The 19,235-nt window shown below is 72.6% G+C and carries 16 protein-coding genes; 8 read left to right on the top strand and 8 right to left on the bottom strand.

The window, feature by feature from the left end:
• The first annotated feature begins 2 nt into the window (after positions 1-2).
• Together amaP and ACNNMR_RS08095 are read left to right on the top strand one after the other, a co-directional pair.
• On the top strand, positions 3-599 hold the full coding sequence (gene amaP / locus ACNNMR_RS08100) for an alkaline shock response membrane anchor protein AmaP (RefSeq protein WP_419993850.1): 597 nt from the start codon (positions 3-5) through the stop codon (positions 597-599).
• A 296-nt stretch (positions 600-895) separates the two neighbouring features.
• Positions 896-2,248 (top strand): NAD(P)/FAD-dependent oxidoreductase, encoded by a 1,353-nt coding sequence (locus tag ACNNMR_RS08095; protein WP_419993849.1) that lies wholly within the window; start codon positions 896-898, stop codon positions 2,246-2,248.
• A gap of 37 nt (positions 2,249-2,285) precedes the next feature.
• Here ACNNMR_RS08095 and ACNNMR_RS08090 read toward each other — a convergent pair whose 3' ends face one another.
• From ACNNMR_RS08090 to ACNNMR_RS08070, 5 genes are all read right to left on the bottom strand, one after another.
• Positions 2,286-3,041: an SDR family oxidoreductase gene (locus ACNNMR_RS08090; RefSeq protein ID WP_419993848.1), complete on the bottom strand. Its 756-nt coding sequence runs from the start codon at positions 3,039-3,041 to the stop codon at positions 2,286-2,288.
• 4 nt (positions 3,042-3,045) lie between these two features.
• Positions 3,046-3,852 (bottom strand): SURF1 family protein, encoded by an 807-nt coding sequence (locus tag ACNNMR_RS08085; RefSeq protein ID WP_419993847.1) that lies wholly within the window; start codon positions 3,850-3,852, stop codon positions 3,046-3,048.
• A gap of 43 nt (positions 3,853-3,895) precedes the next feature.
• Positions 3,896-4,129 carry a hypothetical protein gene (locus ACNNMR_RS08080; protein WP_419993846.1) on the bottom strand — a complete coding sequence of 78 codons (234 nt, stop codon included), beginning with the start codon at positions 4,127-4,129 and terminating at the stop codon, positions 3,896-3,898.
• Positions 4,130-4,191: 62 nt separating this feature from the next.
• Positions 4,192-5,220, bottom strand: coding sequence for a DEDDh family exonuclease (locus ACNNMR_RS08075; RefSeq protein WP_419993845.1), 1,029 nt, complete (start codon positions 5,218-5,220; stop codon positions 4,192-4,194).
• Between the two features lie 85 nt (positions 5,221-5,305).
• Entirely contained in the window at positions 5,306-6,772 is a 1,467-nt protein-coding gene (locus ACNNMR_RS08070) for an MFS transporter (protein WP_419993844.1), read from the bottom strand.
• 27 nt (positions 6,773-6,799) lie between these two features.
• Between ACNNMR_RS08070 and ACNNMR_RS08065 the strand changes: the two genes are divergently transcribed.
• Positions 6,800-7,705 carry a LysR family transcriptional regulator gene (locus ACNNMR_RS08065; protein WP_419993843.1) on the top strand — a complete coding sequence of 302 codons (906 nt, stop codon included), beginning with the start codon at positions 6,800-6,802 and terminating at the stop codon, positions 7,703-7,705.
• A gap of 28 nt (positions 7,706-7,733) precedes the next feature.
• On the opposite strand, the gene ACNNMR_RS08060 is transcribed toward ACNNMR_RS08065, so the two are convergent.
• Positions 7,734-10,298, bottom strand: coding sequence for an MXAN_6230/SCO0854 family RING domain-containing protein (locus ACNNMR_RS08060; protein ID WP_419993842.1), 2,565 nt, complete (start codon positions 10,296-10,298; stop codon positions 7,734-7,736).
• Between the two features lie 171 nt (positions 10,299-10,469).
• Positions 10,470-11,093, bottom strand: a complete 624-nt coding sequence (locus ACNNMR_RS08055) for a TetR/AcrR family transcriptional regulator (protein WP_419993841.1) — start codon at positions 11,091-11,093, stop codon at positions 10,470-10,472.
• A gap of 58 nt (positions 11,094-11,151) precedes the next feature.
• Between ACNNMR_RS08055 and ACNNMR_RS08050 the strand changes: the two genes are divergently transcribed.
• From ACNNMR_RS08050 to ACNNMR_RS08030, 5 genes are all read left to right on the top strand, one after another.
• Positions 11,152-11,949: an acetoacetate decarboxylase family protein gene (locus ACNNMR_RS08050; RefSeq protein WP_419993840.1), complete on the top strand. Its 798-nt coding sequence runs from the start codon at positions 11,152-11,154 to the stop codon at positions 11,947-11,949.
• Positions 11,949-12,833, top strand: coding sequence for an SDR family NAD(P)-dependent oxidoreductase (locus ACNNMR_RS08045; protein WP_419993839.1), 885 nt, complete (start codon positions 11,949-11,951; stop codon positions 12,831-12,833). Before ACNNMR_RS08050 ends, ACNNMR_RS08045 begins: the two co-directional genes overlap by 1 nt.
• Before the next feature lie 16 nt (positions 12,834-12,849).
• Positions 12,850-14,136, top strand: a complete 1,287-nt coding sequence (locus tag ACNNMR_RS08040; RefSeq protein ID WP_419993838.1) for an amidohydrolase family protein — start codon at positions 12,850-12,852, stop codon at positions 14,134-14,136.
• A complete protein-coding gene (locus ACNNMR_RS08035) occupies positions 14,133-15,374 on the top strand; it encodes an amidohydrolase family protein (protein ID WP_419993837.1) in 1,242 nt (413 codons plus the stop codon). Before ACNNMR_RS08040 ends, ACNNMR_RS08035 begins: the two co-directional genes overlap by 4 nt.
• 76 nt (positions 15,375-15,450) lie before the next feature.
• Positions 15,451-16,035, top strand: coding sequence for a TIGR03086 family metal-binding protein (locus ACNNMR_RS08030; protein ID WP_419993836.1), 585 nt, complete (start codon positions 15,451-15,453; stop codon positions 16,033-16,035).
• Here the strand turns inward: ACNNMR_RS08030 and ACNNMR_RS08025 are convergent.
• The gene (locus tag ACNNMR_RS08025) at positions 16,014-19,205 is read right to left on the bottom strand and encodes an NACHT domain-containing protein (protein ID WP_419993835.1); all 3,192 of its coding nucleotides are present in this window, start codon (positions 19,203-19,205) and stop codon (positions 16,014-16,016) included. The genes ACNNMR_RS08030 and ACNNMR_RS08025 overlap by 22 nt on opposite strands.
• Between the last annotated feature and the right edge of the window lie 30 nt (positions 19,206-19,235).

Here is a 19,235-nt window from a genome sequence, read left to right as displayed (position 1 = left end):
GGATGCTCCGAGTGGTCAACCGGGTGCTGCTCGGCCTGGCGGGGGCTGGTCTGGTGCTGGTCGGGCTGGGTGTGCTGCTGGCCGGCTTCGGGCTGCCGCGGCCGGGCTTTCTGCCGGTGGACGGTCCCGATGACGTGCTGGTGAGCGATGCGGACCGGGAGCGGCTGAGCTCGTACGACTGGTGGTGGCCGACGGTGATCGCCGTGCTGTCGGTCGCGGTGCTGCTGGGCCTGTGGTGGCTGGCCGCGCAGCTGCGCCAGCGGCGCCTGGGCGAGGTGCTGATCGATACGGGCGAGGACGACGGCAGCCCGACCCGGCCGCGCGCGCTCCTGCGCGGCCGCGCGCTCGAGGACGTACTGGAGGCGGAGGCGACGGCCATCGAGGGCGTCGAGCGTGCCAGCGTCAGCCTGCTCGGCCGCAGGTCGTCCCCGCAGGCCCACATCGGCCTGGTCCTCGCCCCGCGGGCGCGCCCGGGGGCGGCGGTGGAGCAGCTGCGCACGGGCGCCCTGCGCGAAGCCTGCGACTCCACCGGCCTGTCCACCCTGCCCGCCGAGGTCCGCCTGCGGGCGGTGAAGCACCGCCCGGAGCGCGTCACCTAGGGCGACGGCTTTACTCGGACAGACTGTGTCCGAGTAAAGCCGCGCGCAAGCGCAGCGGGAGAAGGTGGGGTCGCGTGAAGCTGTCCAGCGGGGTACGCGCCCGAGGCCTGCACGAAGCGCTGCGCCATCGGCCGCGCCATGGACGCCGCCGACGCCGCCTGGCGGGCCTCGCTGGCCGGAGTCGCCATTGCCGACATCGTCACGGCAGTGGAGGGTGACAGGGGGTCCGAGGCGCTCCCGGGCGTGGGGGCCTGGCTGACCGCGCGGGTTTGACTCGGACATCGGAGGCGACAGTCATGCGCGAGATCCTGATAGTCGGCGGCGGCTACGCGGGCTTCTACACCGCGTGGCGGCTGGAGAAGAAGCTGCGTGAGGGGGAGGCGCGGGTTACCGTCGTCGATCCGCGGCCCTATATGACGTACCAGCCCTTCCTGCCGGAAGTGGTGGCCGGTTCGGTGGAGGCGCGGCATGCCGCGGTGTCGCTGCGGCGGCACCTGCGCCGGACCCGAGTGGTTGCCGGGGCGGTGACGGGCATCCGGCACGACGGCCGCACCGTGACCGTCCGGCCCGAGAGCGGCGCGGACTACGAGCTCGCCTATGACCTGCTCGTGGTCACCGCCGGCGCCGTGACCCGTACCTTCCCCATCCCGGGCGTGACCGAGGCCGCCTTCGGCCTGAAGCATGTCGAGGAGGCGGTGGCGATCCGGGACCGGCTGCTCACCTCGTTCGACCGCGCGGCCGGGTTGCCGGCCGGACCGGAGCGCCGCAAGCTGCTCACCGCCACCTTCGTCGGCGGCGGCTTCTCCGGTGTCGAGGGCTTCGGCGAGTTGCTCTCGCTGGCGACCGGACTGCTCAAGCGCTACCCGGAAATCGCCGCTGACGAGCTGAACTTCCACCTGGTCGAGGCGCTCGGCCGGATCCTTCCCGAGGTCACCGACGGCCCCGGCGAGTGGGTGGTGCGGTCGCTGGAGAAGCGCGGCGGCCGGGTGCACCTGAACACCCAGCTCACCTCCGCCGAGGACGGCCATGTCGTGCTGTCGGACGGCGAGGAGTACGACTCGGGCCTGATCGTATGGACCGCGGGCAACGGCGCGAACCCGACCGTGCACAACCACACCGACCTCCCCGTCGACGACCGCGGCCGGCTCGTCGTACGGCCCGACCTCCGCGTCGGTACGGCGGACAGCCCGGTGCCGGACGCCTGGGCGGCGGGCGACGACGCGGCGGTGCCCGACCTCGCGGTGCCGGGGGCGAACACCGTCCCCAACGCCCAGCACGCGGTGCGCCAGGGCAAGCTGCTGGCGAAGAACATCGCGGCCACCCTGCGCGGCCGGCCCACCAAGGACTATGTGCACCACAGCCTGGGCGTGGTGGCGACGCTGGGCCTGGGCCGGGGGATCTTCCAGTACAAGCGGCTGGTCATCAAGGGCCTGCCGGCCTGGCTGATGCACCGCGGCTACCACGTCCTGGCCGTACCGACGTGGGAGCGCAAGGTGCGGGTGCTCGCGGTCTGGCTGACCGCCGGTCTTCACGGACGGGACATCGTGTCGCTGGCCTCGGTGCAGCACCCCAGGAGGGCGTTCGTGTCCGGGGGCGACCCGCTCGGCGTCGGGCAGCGGGAGCCGGAGGGCGCCCGGTCGGCGCGCTGAGCGGCCTCGGGGCAGCGGAGCGTGCCCCCGAAGCCGCTCAGAAGCCCCGCCGCATGCCGCCGTCCACCGGCAGCATCACGCCGGTGAGGTACGAGGCCGCCGGGCTCAGCAGGAAGGCCGTGGTCTTCCCGAACTCGTCCGGCGTCCCGTACCGGCGCATGGGGATCATCGATTCGCTGCGCTCCCGCGCGGCGTCCGCGTCGCCGCTGAGGGAGTCCAGTTCGCGCACCCGGTCGGTGTCGATGCGGCCGGGCAGCACGCCGATGACACGGACGCCGCGCGGGGCCAGCTCGTTGGACAGCGACTTGGCGAAGCCGGCCAGGCCGGGGCGCAGGCCGTTGGAGACCGTCAGGCCCGCCACCGGCTCATGGACCGAGCTGGACAGCACAAAGCCGATCACGCCGCCCTCGCCGAGCTCGCCGGCCGCTGCCCGCGCCAGCCGCACCGCGCCGAGGTAGACCGAGGCGAACGCGGCCTCCCACTGGTCGTCGGTGATGTCCTCGGTCTTGCCGGCCGGCGGGCCGCCGACGCTGATCAGCACGCCGTCCAGGGTGCCGAAGTGCTCGCGGGCAGCGGCGATGAGGCGGCCCGGGGTGGCGGGGTCGGCGTTGTCCGCGGCGACACCCACCGCGTTCTCGCCCAGCTCGGCGGCCGCCGCGGCCACCGCCTTCTCATCCCGCCCGGAGAGGACGACCTTCGCGCCCTCCGCCACGAGCTGCTCCGCCGAGGCGCGGCCCAGGCCGCGGGTGGCTCCGGTGACGACGTAGACGCGGTCCTGCAGTCCAAGATCCATGGGGTCATTTTGCCGTGACCGGCTCGGCGGCCGCCACGTCGGGGGTGTCTTCGGACCGTGCCGACTCGCGCTCCTTGCGCTCCCTGCGCACCAGCACCCACCATCCGAAGGGCACCGCCGCGGCGAAGATCCACCACTGGATCGCGTACGCCAGATGCGGGCCGATGCCGCTGTGGTCGGGCGGCGCCACGCGTTCGGGCTGCTGGCCCGTGGGTGCCGGGGTGGTCTTGGTGAGCTGGATGTAGCCGCCGAGGATCTTGCCCGGGAGCTCCTTCGCCAGCTTGTCGCCGTTGATCAGCATCACCTGCCGGCCGGGCAGGCCCTCGCGGTCCTTGATGCTGCTGGCTTCCGTGGTCTCGTCGGCGAGCAGGCGGCCGGTGACGGTCACCTCGCCGGCCGGCGGCTTCGGCACCGTCGGGAACTTGGTGAGGTCCTGCCCTGCCGTCACCCAGCCGCGGTTGACGAGGACGAAGCGGCCGTCGTCGAGGCGGAGCGGGGTGACGACGAAGTAGCCCTGCTTGCCGTCGGTCGAGGTCCGCTGGCGTACGACGACCTCGTGGGCGGCGTCGTAACGGCCCTTGGCCGTCACCGTGCGCCAGGTGTCTTCGTCGGAGACCTCGTGCCCGGGGGAGGTCAGGTCCGCCACGGGCAGCGGCTTGGCCCCGAGCTGGTGCGCGACGTGGTCGTTGCGGTCCACCCGCGCCTCGTGCCGGTGCAGCTGCCAGAAGCCCAGCTCAATCATCGCCGGGATCAGGAGGACGGCGAACAGGGTGAGGGACACCCACTGCCGGGTCAGCAGGAAGCGGTACACCCCTCGACGGTACCCCTCGGCCGACCGCCGCCCGCCCGCGGGGCTATACGTGGGCGATGATGCCCTCGACGCCCTCCTGGCGGGCGCAGTGGGCGCCGCAATACCAGTGCCCTTCCGACTCCACGCCCTGGCCGATGACCTGGCAGGCGCAGTGTTCGCAGATGGGGGCCATCCGGTGGATGGCGCAGGCGAAGCAGTCGAAGACGTGGACTTCGCCCTGGGCGTGTACTTCGAACGACATCGCGTAGTCGTTGCCGCAGACCTCACATCGAGCCATGGGGCCAGCCTGCGATCCGGCGGCGGCGCCGGGGTGCTTCGTACGGGCGCGTCGGGCGAGCTTCACTCCGCCGGGCGCACGTGCTGCAGCAGCTGGATGAACGCCGCCTCGTCCACCACCGGCGTGTGGTGCAGCGCCGCCTTCGCGACCTTGCTGGTGGGGGCGTGCGGGTCGTTGGTGACCAGGAGGCTGGTCAGCCTCGACACACTCGACGCCACGTGCAGACCCGCCTCGATGGTCCGGTCCTCCAGGAGGAAGCGGTCTATCGACGTGTCGCCCGAAAAGGCGACCCGCATGCCCTGCATGAGGGTGCCGCCCGGCTCGTACCGGCCCGGATTCGGATACGGGCACGGCGGGAGCCGGCGGGCCGGGCGCCAGCTGCGCCAGGTCGAGGACGGGGGCGAGGACTGGGGCGTACGGGAGGCGGGGATGCCTGCCGGCTGCGGTCCTTCCGCCCATTCCTTCAGCGGCTGGCAGGCCAGCAGCGGCAGCCGCAGGCCCGCCTCCGCCGCCCGGTGCAGGGAGGGGCGGAAGATCTCGGCGAGCACGCGGGCGTCGTCCAGCGCGTGGTGGGCGCGGCGCTGCGAGACGCCGTAATACCGGGCCAGGGATTCCAGCTTGAAGTTGGGGAGGGGGAGGCCCAGGTCCTTGGCCAGGGCGATGGTGCACAGCCGCTGGCGGACCGGGGCCATCTCGCCCGCGCGGGCGTACTCCCGGGCGATCATCGACCAGTCGAAGACGGCGTTGTGCGCCACCAGGACGCGGCCTTCGAGGCGCTCGGCGAACGCCCCCGCGATCTCCGGGAATCGCGGCGCGTCGGCCAGCATCTCGCTGGTCAGCCCGTGGATCCAGACCGGGCCCGGGTCGCGGTCCGGGTTCACCGTCGTATACCACTCGTCCTCGATCGCGCCGCGCGCGTCCACCCGGTAGACCGCCGCGGAGATGATGCGGTCGTGCCTGGCCAGGCCGGTGGTCTCGACGTCGACCACGGCATAGCCGCCCGGATAGCCCTCCGGCCAGGCGGGTGGCGCGAGCGGCAGCTGGTCGGGTACGGCGGGGGCTGCCGGCGCTGCCGCGTGGTCTTCGAGCATGGTCCTGGAGCATAAAGGGCGGGTACGACATCGCCGTACGGGAGGGGGCGGTCGGACGATCACGCCGGACGTCTCCCCGAGCGTGTCACCGCCCCCGCGACCACACCGTCGCAAGGCCTGCGGCGCCGCCCGCGAGGACGACGATGCCCGCGGTCCTGAGGTCCCCGCACGTGCCCAGCACCGCCACGCCGAGCGCCGCGCCCGCCTGCCTGGCTGCGTTGAGGGCGCCCTGGCCGGTGGCGGCCAGTTCGGCGGGGGCCGAGGAGGAGAGTTCCGCCGTGGCCGACGGGATCGACAGCGTCGCCCCCACCGCCAGGACGAGTTGTACGGCGGTGATCAGGCCGAGCGGTGCGTCGTGGCCCGCGAAGGCGAGCAGTCCGCCCGACGCCGCCACCGCCGTGAGCCCGCCCAGCATGGCCGGGCGGGTGCCGGTGCGGGCGACCAAGCGGCCGGTGAGCAGCGGCAGTACGCACATGGGCAGGGTGAGCGGGAGGAAGGCGAGGCCGGCCTGCAGCGGGCGCAGGCCGCGGTCCTCCACCAGCCACTGGGTGAGCAGGAACAGCACCCCGTACACGGTCCACGTCGCCGTCGTCGCCGTGACCACCGCCGCCTGTACGGGACGCAGCCGCAGCAGCGCGGGGGGCAGCGCGGGGGCGGGCACCCGGCGTTCGGCCACCGCGAGGGCGGCGAAGGCCGCGGCGGCGACGAGCAGCGCCGCCACCGGGAGCGGGCGGGCCCAGCCGGACGTACCGGCGTCGATGAGGCCGAAGGTGAGGGCGGAGAGGCCGGCGACCGAAAGGATCAGGCCAAGGGGGTCTCCCCTGCGCGAGCGAAGCCGGGAGCTCGGGGAAGGGCCGGTGCGGGGAGGAGCGGCGGCGGGGTTGTTGCGGAGGTTGCGGGCGGCCCAGATGGCGAGGGCCGCGATAGGCGGGTTGACCAGGAAGACCAGGCGCCAGCCGCCCAGTTCGACCAGCGCGCCGCCGAGTACCGGCCCCGCGATCATGCCGATGCTGCTCAGCGCCGCCCACGCGCCGACCGCCCGCGCCCGCCGCGCCGGTTCCGGGTAGAGCGAGGCGAGCAGGGCGAGGGACGCCGGGACCATGCCGGCGCCGGCCGCGCCGAGCAGCGCCCGGCCGCCGATCAGTGCGGCGGCGCCGGGGGCCGCGGCGCACAGCAGGGAGAGTGCGGCGAAGGCGGCCAGGGCGTAGCGGTAGACGCGGCGCGCGCCGAAGCGGTCGGCGACCGCGCCCGCCGCGAGGAGCAGGCCCGCGAAGACGACCGTGTACGCGTCCGCGGTCCAGGGGAGCGCGGCCGCGGAGGCGCCGAGGTCGGTACGGACGTCGGGGAGGGCGACGTTGAGGATCGTGGTGTCGAGGAGGACGAGGCCGTTGCCGGCGACGATGCCGGCGAAGCCGATGGCGGTTCCGGACCGCTTGGCAGGCTCAGGAGTGCGTGGCGCGGTGGCGGGTTTCCGGGTGTCGGCGGTGTTCATGCCGGTCAGATTCGCCCGCGGCGCGTAGATCAGGACAGGCCGGAAATCCGATGGCGGCATCGGAGAATCCGATGACACGCTCTCGGCATGGACTCACGCTATCTGCGCGCCTTCGTCGCCGTCGCCGAGCACGGCGGGATATCCGCCGCCGCCGCACACCTCGGCTATGCCCAGTCCAGCCTCAGCGCCCAGCTGCGCCGCCTGGAGGGCGAGCTCGGCTCCCCGCTGCTCACCCGCACCAGCACCGGCGCGCCGCTCACCGACGCGGGCCGCCGCGTCCTCCCGTACGCCCGCCAGGCCCTGGAACTCGACGACCGCATGCTCCGCGCCGCCGCCGACGAGCGGCCGCGGCTGCGCATCGGCGCGCTGGAGACGCTCGCCAGCGAGTGGGTGCCGGAGCTGATCACGGCCCTCGCGCACGGCGCCGCGGGCGACGAGGCGCGCGCCGAGGTGAGCATGGCGGTCGGGCCGCGCAGCCGGCTCTACGACGACCTCGACGCGGGCCGCGTCGACGTGGTCTTCGTCTTCGACAACGGCAAGCCCGCCCCCGGCCGCCAGTCCGTCGTCGCCCGCGAGCGGGTGGTGCTGGTCGCCGGGCCGACGCACCCCCTCGCCGGGAAGCCCGCCGTCACCGACGAGGACCTGCTCGCCCACGACTTCCTCATCGCCGAGCTCGGCTGCACGTCCCACATGCTCTTCGACCGGTACGGCGAGGACCTCATGGACCGCGCCCATATCGCCATGGTGACCGGGTCGTTCGGGGCGCTGCGGCGGCTGGCCGCGCACGGGCAGGGGGTGGCGCTGCTGCCGCACCTGGTCGTCGGCCGGGAGCTGGCGGACGGCGACCTGGTGCGGCTCGACCTCGTCACGCAGCCGGAGCCGATCGCCGTGCAGGCGCTGTGGCGGCCGGAGCTGGGCCCGGCGGAGCCGGCGCTGCGGGGGGTGCTGGAGCTGGCGCGGCGGCATGAGCTGCCGTCGGTCACGGCGGCGTGAGGCGTGCTGGCTCGGTCGACGTACCGCTTCAGCCCAGCGCCGCGAGCAGGTCGCTCGCCGCGAGCCGGTCGAGGCCGCAGCCGTCCACCGGGCCCGGGTAGAGGCGGTACACCTCGCCCTTCGCGCCCCGCGGCTCGAGTGTGCCGCCGTCGACCAGGAGCAGCAGCGCGTCCCGGCCGGACACGCGGTCGTCCGCATAGAGGTCCAACTGGCGCTCATCCGGCCGCTTCAGGCCGCGCACCCGGGCCGCGAAGTCGCGCGCCGGCTCACCCTCCCAGCGGTGGTACGTCCACGCCTCGCCGGACTTCAGCACCGTCACCTCGGCGCACCGCGCCGCCGCATGCCAGCAGGCCAGGTCCCACATCGTCACCCGGCTGCCGCCGGTGAAGTACGCCGTGAGGTCGCGGCCCAGCCGCGCCAGCCCGCCGCGGTGCTCCTCGACGTCGTGGTAACCGCCCTCGGCCGGAAGGTGGATGTCCGTCCACAGCGCGCTGCGCTCGGCCAGGTCCACCACCATCGGCACGCACACCCGCGACTCGCCCGACAGGTCGAAGCGCTGCCGCACACCGCGCGGATGGAACGCGCTGTCCCGGCGCTCGGCGTCCGGCAGCTCCATGAAGCCCGCGAAGGCGTCCTGCAGCTCCTCGAAGGGCACGTCGTTGTACGCGAAGACGACGACCAGCGCGTACCGCGCGCCCGCCCCGGTCAGCCGGCCCAGGTCGAGATCGACGTACTCCGTCGAGCCGTCCGGCGGCGGCGCCGAGGTGAGGTCGCCGGAGTGGATCGCGGCGGTGTCGCGGTAGCGCATGTCGGTGTAGTCGCACAGCCCGGCGAACTCCCAGTCCGCGTCGAAGAACGCCACCGACAGGTCGAGGTCGACCCGCGTGCCCTCCGGCTCCGTCCAGTGCAGGAAGAGCCGCAGCACGTCTCCGTCCGGCAGCCGCTGGGTGCTGCCGCGCGGCACGCTCACCAGCGCCGGGGACGCGGTCCGCTCGGCGAACGGCGCCGCGAGGCGGGCGAGGCCCGCGTCGAGGACGGCGGTGTCGTGGCGGGGTGCGGTCTCCAGGCGACGAAGGATCTCGGCCTCTAGGAGGCCGGAGATGTGGGCGGTGGTGTGCCGGGGCAGCGGCGGGCGGGCGTCGTAGATCGCGTACGAGCGCGCGATCTGGCCGCGCGGGAAGAACACGCGGCGCTCGGCAGGGAGATGGCGGTTGCGCAGGGTTCCGTACGCCGAAAGCAGCGGGCCGGGGCCGACCTTGGGCAGCGCGCGCTCGAGCGCGGGCAGCAGCGGCTCGGGCAGCGGCGACTCCGACAGTCGCAGCAGGTGGTCGAGGCGCCGGACCAGCTCGCCCGGTCGCTTGGCCAGCAGCGCGGTCGCCCGGTCCGTGTCCCCGTCGGCCAGCGCCTGCTCGACGTGGGCGGCGAAGCCGACCGTACGCACCCGGCCGCCCGCGTCGAGGGCGAACGCATTCTTGTCCGCCTGTCGCAGCTCCGCCGCCACCGGCGGCACCGTCTCCGGCGCCGTGCCGCGCAGCACCGCGAAGGCCAGCGCCGCCCGCGGGTAGCGGGACGCGTGCTCGTACGGGTGCAGTGGCTCGGCCGCGCGCTTCCACAGGCGGCGGTGGCGCAGCAGGTCCTCGGCGACCTGGGCGGGCGGGAGCGCGTCCAGGACGGCGAGCAGGTCGCGGCGCAACGGGCGCGGGAGGGTGTGGAAGCGCGGCGGCGCCGCGGTCAGGCCGGGGTCGCCGCCGGACCAGGCCACGAGCAGCCGCAGCACGTCCGTGGCGGTGCGCAGCAGCCGCGGCAGGTGCTCGCGCGCGGCGGCGCGGGTCTCCGGCAGGTGCAGGAGGACGCGCAGGACCATGGCGTTGGTCTCGCGTACCGGAATGTGCTCGGGCAGCCAGCCCAGGTCGGCGGGCGCGTGCCCGACCAGCACCACCAGGTCCTCGGCGTCCTGCTGCGACAGCGGCGTGCGGCGGTCGAGCAGCCGGCCGAGCGCCCGCGCGGCGTCGTCGGCGAGGCCGGCGCCGAGGGTGAGGAGGCGCAGCGGGCCTGCGGCTGGCCGCGCGGGCGGGGTGTCGTCCGTACGGGACGGCTGCAGGAACGGGTCGCCGGGCGTGATGCGCACCCGGCAGATGGGGCAGCCGGTGTAGTCGGAGCCGTCGAAGCAGGTGCGGCAGACCAGGTGCGCGCACGGCGACACCGGGTGCACGGAGCCGACCGTGCCGCACAGCACGCACGGCTGCGCGGGCGACTGCAGCAGCAGCGAGAAGACCCGGTCGACGTACAGCGCGTGCGTGTCGCGCGGCGTCGAGCGCGGGAAGCGGCGGAAGAGCGGCATGTGGGTGCGGTCTGCGCCGAGTTCACGGTCGAGGTTCTTGAGGAGGCGGGCGCCGGTGGTGGCCAGGTCGTGCGGGCGCAGGCGCGCCAGCGCGTCCCGCAGCCGGGCGCCGAGCGCGGCGTTGCGGTCGAGCAGCTCGGCCTCCAGGGCCACGAGCCCGGCGGCGTTGGACTCGTATGCCTTGGGGGCGGGTGTGCCGTGCGGATGGACGGTGCCGGCGTGGCGCAGCAGCACCGCGTGCAGCGTCGACATGTTGCTGAATCCCCCTGGTGATTTCCCCTGATTTCCCCGCTGAATGAGAGCGCGGGGGCGGAGAGTGGGCGCGCTACTGCTGATTTCAAAGATCAAGGAAGGAAGCACGCCGCGGAGCCGCCCCCGCGTGTGCTCCACCGTAGTTTCCGCCCGCCCGCCCGCACCACTCCTTTACGGCCCCAGCAGCCCGTCCACCAGCGCCCGCGCCGCCACCGTGAACAGCCGGTCCACGTCCACCTCCGCCGCCAGCGCCCGGGCCAGCGCCGGATCCTGGTCGGCGGTGCCGGCGTCCCACAGCTCCTGCTCGCCAGGCCGCTGCACCGGTGCCCGCTCCCGGTTGCGTTCCAGCACCACGAAGCCGACCACCTGGAACTGCACCGCCCGCACCGCCTCCGCGGCCCGCGCCCCGCGCAGCCCCGCCGCATGCACCTCGCGCACCAGCGCCTGCGCGACCGGCTGGAACATCTGCTCCGTACGCCCGCGCTCGTGCACCAGCGCCACCAGGTGCGGATGCGCGCGCAACTCCCGCCGCAGCGCCCGGGCCAGGGACACGATCCGGTCCCGTGGCGTCCGGCCGCGCGGGCGGATCTCGCCGAGCTCGGCGACCGTCCGGGACACGAGCTCGGCCAGCAGCGACTCGCGATTGCCGACATGCCAGTAGATCGACGTGACCGCCGTCCCCAGCTCGGCCGCGAGCTTGCGCATCGTGAGCGCCTCGACGCCCTGGTGCTTTACGAGTTCGGCGGCCGTGTCCAGAACCAGGTCCCGGCTGAGCCGCGGGTGTTCACCTTTCACGCGTTCCGTTGTAACGGTGTTACAGGCCGAAAGGGAAGACCGGCGAAGGGTGATACGCATGGCACGCGTACGGTACGGCCCGCGCGGCGAGGCCGAGATCAAGGCGGCGCGGGAGGGCAGCGCGAAGCTGCCCGACATCTGGTCGACGGGCGTCGTGGCGGTGTGGGAGTCCGACCCGGACGCGGTGGCCGCCGTGCTGCCGCCGCCGCTGAAGCCGGGGGAGCGGCCCCTGGTGCGGGTGAACATCAGCAAGGTCGATCTGCCCGGCTATCCGCTGGGCGCGGGGTCGTTCGCGGTGGCGGCGCAGCACGGGGACAGGGCGGGCTGGTATCCGCTGGTCATGCCGATGACCCACGAGCGGGCGCTGATCGGCGGCCGGGAGGTCTTCGGGGAGCCGAAGAAGCTGGGCGAGGTCGTCGTCGAACGGGACGGCGACACGGTCGCGGCCCGCCTGGAGCGGCACGGCATCGCTTTCGTGGAGGTACGGGGCCGCATCACCGGCGCGCTCGAGCCGCCCGCACCCGCCGAGAAAGTCGACTTCTACGTAAAGTTCCTCCCCGCCGTCGACGGCAACGGCTTCGACGCCGATCCGGTGCTGGTGCACTGCACCCGGCAGGAGAAGGTGCGCAAGCTGGAGGCCATCGACGGCGCGGTGGAGCTGCGCGAGTCGCCGTACGACCCCGTAGCGGATCTGCCGGTGCGCCGGCTGCTGGAGATCACCATCGGCGAGAAGACCACCGACCAGCGCGGCAAGGTCGTCGAGCGGCTGAGCGCGCAGGCCTTCCTGCCGTATCTGCACCAGCGCTACGACGATCCGCAGCAGGCGCACGACGGGCCGCCGGAAGGGACCGTCTGATGGAGCTGCGGGAAGGACAGACCGCGGTCGTCAGCGGCGCCGCGAGCGGCGTCGGCCTCGCTATGGCGAAGCGCTTCGCGGCCGAGGGCCTGCGGGTGGTGATGGCGGATGTGGAGGAGCCGGCGCTGCAGAAGGCGGCGGCCGAGGTCGGCGACGGCGCCAAGGTGCTGCCGCGGGTCTGCGACGTCTCCGTACGCGACGACGTCGAGGCCCTCGCCCAGGCCGCGTACGACGCCTTCGGCGCCGTGCACGTGCTCTGCAACAACGCCGGCGTCGGCTCCGGCGCCGAGGGCCGGATGTGGCAGCACGACCCAAAGGACTGGGAGTGGGCCTTCGCGGTCAACATCTGGGGCGTCTTCCACGGCATCCAGGCCTTCGTGCCGCGGATGCTGGCGGGCGGCGAGCCGGGCCACGTGGTCAACACATCGTCCAACGACGGCGGCATCGCGCCGCTGCCGACCGCGTCCGTGTACGCGGTGACGAAGTCGGCGGTGGTGACGATGACGGAGTCGCTGTACGCGCACCTGCGGGCGGAGGGCGCGTCAGTGGGCGCCTCGGTGTTGTTCCCCGGTCCGAACATGCTCCGCACCGGCCTCTGGGAGTCGCACCGCAACCGCCCCGACCGCTACGCCAAGTCCCGCCCGCGCAAGACCCCGTACCACTCCCTCGACAAGTGGGAGGCGGCGATGCGCGAGGCCGGGAACGAGGTCCAGTTCACGCCGGTCGAGGACGTGGCCGCGGAGGTCGCGGACGGCATCCGCGCCAATCGCTTCTGGATGCTCCCGGCGAGCGAGCGCAGCGACGCGCAGATCCGTGGCCGGTCCCAGTCGATGCTCGGCCGGGAGAACCCCGGCTACCTGGAAACCTTCATTCTCGACCAGTAAGAGGAGCGTGCGCGCGATGACGGAAACGGACGACCCGTACCTGATCATCTCCTCCGACTGCCACGCCGGACTGCCCACGGAGGAGTACCGGCCGTATCTGGACGGCCGCTTCCACCGCGACTTCGACGACTTCCTGGCCGGGCGCGACGCCCGGCGCGCGGAGATGACGAAGCTCGGGATCCGCAATGAGGCCTTCGCGGAGAAGTGGTTCAGCGACAACGAGGAAGGGCTGCGGGGCGGCTGGGAGCCGGCCCAGCGCCTGAAGGAGCTCGACGGCGACGGGGTGGCGGCGGAGGTCGTCTTCCCGGACGCGGACGCGGTCGACAGCCAGACGGCGGCGCCCTTCGGCGTCGGCCTCGGCCTGTCGGGGGACCACGACCCGGAGCTCGGCATGGCGGGCGCGCAGGCGCACAACCGCTGGCTGGCGGAGTTCGTGTCCGAGACCCCGGAGCGGCACTGCGGGGTGGCGCTGCTGCCGATCACGGCCGACCCGAAGGCGGTGGTGGCGGAGATCCACCGGGCGAAGTCGAGCGGGCTCGGGGCGCTCATGATCCCGGCGATGTGGGTGGACAAGGAGCCGTATCACGACGGCCGTTACGACCCGGTGTGGGCGGCGGCAGCCGAGTGCCAGATGCCGGTGATCACGCATTCGGGCGCGGCGCCGCGGCATGAGTACGGCGATCACCTTGGCATTTACGTATCCGAGGTGACGTGGTGGCCGGCGCGGCCGCTGTGGTTCCTGCTGTGGTCGGGGGTCTTCGAGCGGCATCCCGGGCTGCGCTTCGGGGTGGCGGAGTCGGGGTGCTGGTGGCTGCCGAATCTGCTGTGGTTCATGGACCGGTTGTATTTGGGCGCACACGGCGGAAAGAAGTTGTCGCCCTTTGCGGAGCTGAAGCGCGCGCCGCATGAGTACCTGGACCGGAATGTGTTTGTGTGCGCGACGAACACCAAGCGGCGGGAGCTGGCTCAGCGGTACGAGATCGGCGTCGACAACATCCTGTGGGGCTCGGACTTCCCGCATCCGGAGGGCACGTGGCCGGACACCCGGAATTGGCTCCGTAAGACCTTCCACGACATTCCGATCGGGGAGACCCGGCGGATGCTGGGCGAGTCGGCGGCGGAGGTCTTCGGCTTCGACGCTGCGGCGCTGGCGCCGGTGGCACGGCGGATCGGGCCGCGGCCGGAGGATCTGGGGCAGCCGGCGAATCAGGGGCCGGTGGAGGAGTCGTGGCGGCGGGCGCGGGAGACGAACCGCCATTGGCTGACGGGCTTTGACTTCCCGTTCATGGGGGTGGGGCAATGACGATCGCGCCGACGGACAGGTGCACGGTAATCTCGGCGGACTGCCATGCGGGCGCGGACTTGCTGGACTACAAGCCGTACTTGGCGGCGAAGCATCACGACGACTTTGATGCGTGGGCGGCGACGTACGTCAATCCGTACGAGGATCTGCTCGCCGACACGGCCGACAAGAACTGGAATTCGGCGCGGCGGCTGGCGGAGCTGGAGGAGGACGGGATCGTCGCGGAGGTCGTCTTCCCGAATACGATCCCGCCGTTCTTCCCGTCGGCGTCGCTGATGGCGCCGGCGCCGACGCGCGAGGAATTCGAGCAGCGCTGGGCCGGGCTGCGGGCGCACAATCGCTGGCTGGCGGACTTCTGCGCGGCGGCGCCGGGGCGGCGGGCGGGGGTCGCGCAGGTGTTGTTGAACGACGTGGAGGAGGCGGTCGCGGAGGTCCGCTGGGCGAAGGAGGCGGGCCTGACGGGCGGCATCCTGCTGCCGGGGACGCCGCCGGGGTCGGGGCTGCCGGAGCTGTACTCGTCGGCGTACGACCCGCTGTGGGCCGTGTGTGCGGAGCTGGGGGTGCCGGTGAATCACCATGCGGGGTCGGCGTCGCCGCCGTTGGATGCGACGGAGCCCGCGGCGCGGGCGGTGTTCATGGTGGAGACGACGTGGTTCTCGCATCGGGCGCTGTGGCACTTGATCTTTGGTGGTGTCTTCCGGCGGCACCCGGAGCTGAAGCTGGTCCTGACGGAACAGGGGTCGGGGTGGATCCCGGGCGTCCTCGACATGCTGGACTACTACCACTCGCGGCTGGTCGCGGCGGCGTCGAAGGCCTCGACGGCGGAATCGAAGTTCGGGGCCGGCCTGGCGAAGGCGATGGGCAATCCGCCGACTCAGGTGTGGCAGGACAACTGCTATGTGGGGGCGAGCTTCATGCGGCCGCATGAGGTGCCGCTGCGGGAGCGGATCGGCGTCGACAAGATCATGTGGGGGAGCGATTACCCGCATGACGAGGGCACGTACCCGTATTCACGGGAGGGGCTGCGGATCGCGTACGCGGACGTCCCGCGGGAGGAGCTGCGGGCGATGGCGGCGGAGAACGCCGCCCGGGTGTATGGCTTCGACCTGGCGTACCTGGACGGCATAGCTGCCAAGTCCGGCCCGACGTACGAGGAGTTGGCGGTCCCGCTGGACAAGGCACCGCCAGACGCGACAAGCCCGGTCTTCGCCCCGGGCGGAAAGGTACGCGTCTGGTGACATCCGCCGAGCGGCTCACCCTGCGCCGGCCAGGGTGAGCCGCTCGATGTCAGTGCCCCCACCTAGGGTTCCCGGCATGACGACACAGCCAGTTCCGGACCCGCGCCCCCTGTTCGCGCAGGCGGTGGATCAGGCCGAGCAGCAGATCGCAGCCGTACGCCCCACCGAACTCGGCCTCAGCACGCCTTGCGACGACTACGACCTACGCGCCTTGCTGGGCCACATGCTCGCGGTCCTACGCAAACTCGCCCGCGCCGGCGCCGGGGAGGACGCGCGCGAGGTCGGTGACGTGATCGAGGGCATCGCAGACACCGACTGGCTGAAAGCCTTCACAGAGACCCGCGCCGAGGTCGAGGCAATCTGGGCCGACGACACCCTGCTCGACCGCATGGTCACCCTGCCGTGGGGCACCATGCCGGGCCGCGCCGTCGTGGATGCCTACACCCACGAATTCACGGTGCACTCCTGGGACGTCGCCCACGCCACAGGCCGCCTCAACGACCTGGACCCGTCCCTGGCCATCCAGGCCCTCAACGCTTTCACCGAGTACGCCCCACCCGAGTCCCGCAGCGAGGAGGGCAAGTTCGGCCCGGTCATCGAAGTGCCCGACGACGCCGACCCGTACACCCGCCTGGCCGCCTACATGGGCCGCCGGCCCTGAGATCCCGGGGGGCGGCGACCGGGGAGGGTGAGTCGCTCCGGCGGGATGCGGTCGGCGCCGGTGAAGGGGGTATTGCGGTCCACCTCGATGGTGAGGTGCTCGAGGTCGGCCAGAGGAGTGAGGTCCACGGTGTCCCTGGCATCGCCGATCCGCACGTAGGTGAGATTCGGGAGCTCGCGCAGTGGGTCCAGTTGCGGCAGCTCCCCGCTGGACAGCAAGAGCTTCTCGAGGCTTTGCAGCGGCACGACTGCTCGCAGGTCCGGAGATCCCTGCCCGAGCAACTGCAGCCAGCGGAGTTCGGGCAGATTGGCGAGATGATGGATCTGACCGAATTGATCCGGTCCGCTCAGCGTCAGGTCATTCAGCCCCGGCCAGCGATCGATGCCGGCGAGGTCCGCGTTGCATGCCTGGCCGTACAGGCCGAGCCCAATGAGCTCGGGCCTCAATGGCAGCCCGTCGAGCGTGTCTCCGGGGACCGGGGTGTCGATGCCGAACTGAGTCAGAGCGGGAAGGTGGGCGAGGGGCGAGAGATCCAGGCCCGAGCTCAGATGGTTCAGGAAGAGCGAACGCAGCCGGAGGTCACGAAGCGGGCCCAGGCCTGAGATGTCCGGGAGCCCGGTGAGGCCGAGCGTGCGCAGCTCTGGAAGCTCCTTGATCGGCGAGAGGTCGCTGATGCCCGGTGTCTGGAAGAACATCACGCCTTGCAAATGCCGCAGCAGCGACACGTCCTGCTTCAGATCGATCTGGCAGGACAGGGTGCACTCCGTGTGGCGTGGCAACTGGGAGAGCTGCACCAGTTGCTCGCGCGTCTCCACGGCCAGCCAGCCGCGCACCGGCGCATGGGGCGCCAGTACGGCTTCGGCATACTCCGCTGCGGGGAAGTGACTCCAGACCCGTGCGACAGTGTCCACCAGGAAGTCCCGCTCGCTGGACGCCACCCTTCGTATCCACGCCAGCGCCGCATCACCCCCGATGAGTGCCGCACAGTCCACCGAGGATGATGCGCACCACTCGTCCAGCTCTGCCGGATCCGGCAGCAGCTCCAGCACCAGTGGGCCGATCTTCGCGAGTTCCTGCGCCTCGTCGTAGTTGTACGGCGGCAGCAACGCCGCCGTCCTCCGCTCAACCTCACCCCGCACCTCCGGTTCCATCTCCGGCGTGTGCTCCAGGCAGGCCGCCGCCAGCAGCACCAGCCGCTGCCGATGCCGCTTCACCTTGTCCGCGCGCCGCAGCAGCCCGCGCAGCACCCGCACCCGCTCGTCCGGTCGCGCGTGCCCGACGGCCATCCGTACGACGTCGTCCCACCGGTCATCGTGTGCATGCTGCACCAGCACACCGAAGTCCCGAGCCTCCACCGCGGCCGCCGCACCCAGGAAGTCCTGGAAGGTGCGGTGCACGAAGTCCACCGACCCCGGAGTGAGTTCGCGCAGCAGCCCGCTGCGTATCAGCAGGTGCCGGAAGACCTGCTCCGCCGTCGCAGACGCCACCAGCTGTGGCATCGACGTGAGCCACTCCGCCACCATCTCGATGGCCTCGGACTGCTCCGCCTCATCCTGACCGTTACGGATCAGCCAGTACGCCAGCCGCCGCAGCAGCAGCAACTGCTCGCCGCGCCCGAGCTCGACGCCCTCGACCCCGGCGACCTCCCGCTCCGTGTCCCGCCGCACCAGCAGCATGTCCAGCGCCGCGTCGTACACCTCCATCCGGGCCCGGGGCAGGTGCATGCGGCGGTCGCGGTTCAGCGCGCACAGCAGCGCGCACATCAGTGGGTTGGTCGCCAGCCGGCCCAAGTCGCGCCGGGCCGCTACCGCGTCCGTTAGCGCCAGCTCATAGCGCGCCAGCAGCGCGAGCTCCGTGTCGTCCCGGCACTCGTGCCGCGCCGCGTCGTGCCAGTGCGCGATGAAGGCGGCCACGTCGTGCCGCTCCATCGGCATCAGCGAGCGCGCCTCAAAGCCCAACCCCGCCAGCCAGTCCTCCGGCACCGCCGACGGCCGCGTCGTGACCACGTAACGCGCCTCAGGAAAGGCGGTGATGAGCGACTTCAGCCAATCCCGCGTCTGCTTGCGCAACCGCTCCGGCACCTCATCGACGCCGTCCACCAGCACCAGCGCCCGCCCCGCCGACAGCAGCTCCTCCGTCCAGCCGCCCGGCGCGGACCCGCACATCGGCACCCGCGCCGCCGCCATGAAGTCCGCGGGCATCGGCAGCTCGCCGCCCCGGGCGTTGATCTCGCGCAGCCGCAGCACAAAGGGGACGCAGCGGTTCCAGTCCGCCAGCTGGCCCTCGAAGCCCCGGCGCGCCGCATTCACCGCCAGCCACTGCATCAGCGTGCTCTTGCCCGACCCCGCGGGACCGCGCAGCAGCACCCGCCGCTCCCCGGCGAGCGCCTCCTCGACCCTGACCGCCGGACGCCCAAAAGCCTGCGGCCCTTCGGGATGCCCCCGTCCCTCGTCGCGGTCGCCCCCGCTCACCGTCAGACTGATGTACGCCGTATCCAGCGCCCAGTCCGCCCGCGTCCGCCCCGTCGTCAGCCCGAAGAGCTCCACCCGCGCGTACGCCTCGGCCACGAACTCCGCATACCGCTGCTCAAAGGCGAGGCCCGCCCCCGCCCCTTCCCCCGGCAGCCGGTTCCAGATCTTCTCCAGCGCCTGCCGCGTTTCGCCACTCCGCCGGATCAGCTCCACATCCGCCCGAGGCCCGAACGACGGTAAGGACGAGGCGACTTCGATGGCGTGTCGGCAGCACAGCGACAGTAGCTCGGCCCGTAGCGCCTCCGCCGAAGGGGAAAGACCGGGCGGTGGGCGGTCGATTCGAGCAGCCAGGATCTCGCCGTCCAGATCCGCTGCCATCAGTTCAGCCAGCCGGCCGTCCGCGCCGAGCCCCCGGAAGGCGTCCTGCACCGACTCGACCGCCGCCTGCCGCTCCGACTCGGGCAGCCGCGCGTACGGACCGGCGGCGCATGCTCGCCGCATCCGTCCCGCCAAGTCCCGGACCAGCCGCTCCCGTTCCTTCTCGCCCAGCTGGGCCGGCTGCCGCCCCGGTAACGCAGCGCGGCCGGGGGCGGTCACCAGACCTGCCCCCGGCCGCTTCGGCTGCACCAGCGATTTCACCGCCGCCTGTACGACAGCGGACGCTACTCGCGGCAGCAGCGACTCCAGCATCCCCGTCATGTACGTACTGTACGAGCCGGGTCTGTCAGC

The organism is Streptomyces boninensis (assembly GCF_048572725.1).
GTDB lineage: Bacteria > Actinomycetota > Actinomycetes > Streptomycetales > Streptomycetaceae > Streptomyces > Streptomyces boninensis.
This window is presented reverse-complemented; position numbering and strand designations above follow the sequence as displayed.

Coding starts and splice junctions, on each gene's coding strand:
- amaP (WP_419993850.1), top strand. CDS start 3: ATGCTCCGAGTGGTCAACCGGGTGCTGCTCGGCCTGGCGGGGGCTGGT.
- ACNNMR_RS08095 (WP_419993849.1), top strand. CDS start 896: ATGCGCGAGATCCTGATAGTCGGCGGCGGCTACGCGGGCTTCTACACC.
- ACNNMR_RS08090 (WP_419993848.1), bottom strand. CDS start 3,041: ATGGATCTTGGACTGCAGGACCGCGTCTACGTCGTCACCGGAGCCACC.
- ACNNMR_RS08080 (WP_419993846.1), bottom strand. CDS start 4,129: ATGGCTCGATGTGAGGTCTGCGGCAACGACTACGCGATGTCGTTCGAA.
- ACNNMR_RS08075 (WP_419993845.1), bottom strand. CDS start 5,220: ATGCTCGAAGACCACGCGGCAGCGCCGGCAGCCCCCGCCGTACCCGAC.
- ACNNMR_RS08070 (WP_419993844.1), bottom strand. CDS start 6,772: ATGCCGCCATCGGATTTCCGGCCTGTCCTGATCTACGCGCCGCGGGCG.
- ACNNMR_RS08065 (WP_419993843.1), top strand. CDS start 6,800: ATGGACTCACGCTATCTGCGCGCCTTCGTCGCCGTCGCCGAGCACGGC.
- ACNNMR_RS08060 (WP_419993842.1), bottom strand. CDS start 10,298: ATGTCGACGCTGCACGCGGTGCTGCTGCGCCACGCCGGCACCGTCCAT.
- ACNNMR_RS08050 (WP_419993840.1), top strand. CDS start 11,152: ATGGCACGCGTACGGTACGGCCCGCGCGGCGAGGCCGAGATCAAGGCG.
- ACNNMR_RS08045 (WP_419993839.1), top strand. CDS start 11,949: ATGGAGCTGCGGGAAGGACAGACCGCGGTCGTCAGCGGCGCCGCGAGC.
- ACNNMR_RS08040 (WP_419993838.1), top strand. CDS start 12,850: ATGACGGAAACGGACGACCCGTACCTGATCATCTCCTCCGACTGCCAC.
- ACNNMR_RS08035 (WP_419993837.1), top strand. CDS start 14,133: ATGACGATCGCGCCGACGGACAGGTGCACGGTAATCTCGGCGGACTGC.
- ACNNMR_RS08030 (WP_419993836.1), top strand. CDS start 15,451: ATGACGACACAGCCAGTTCCGGACCCGCGCCCCCTGTTCGCGCAGGCG.
- ACNNMR_RS08025 (WP_419993835.1), bottom strand. CDS start 19,205: ATGACGGGGATGCTGGAGTCGCTGCTGCCGCGAGTAGCGTCCGCTGTC.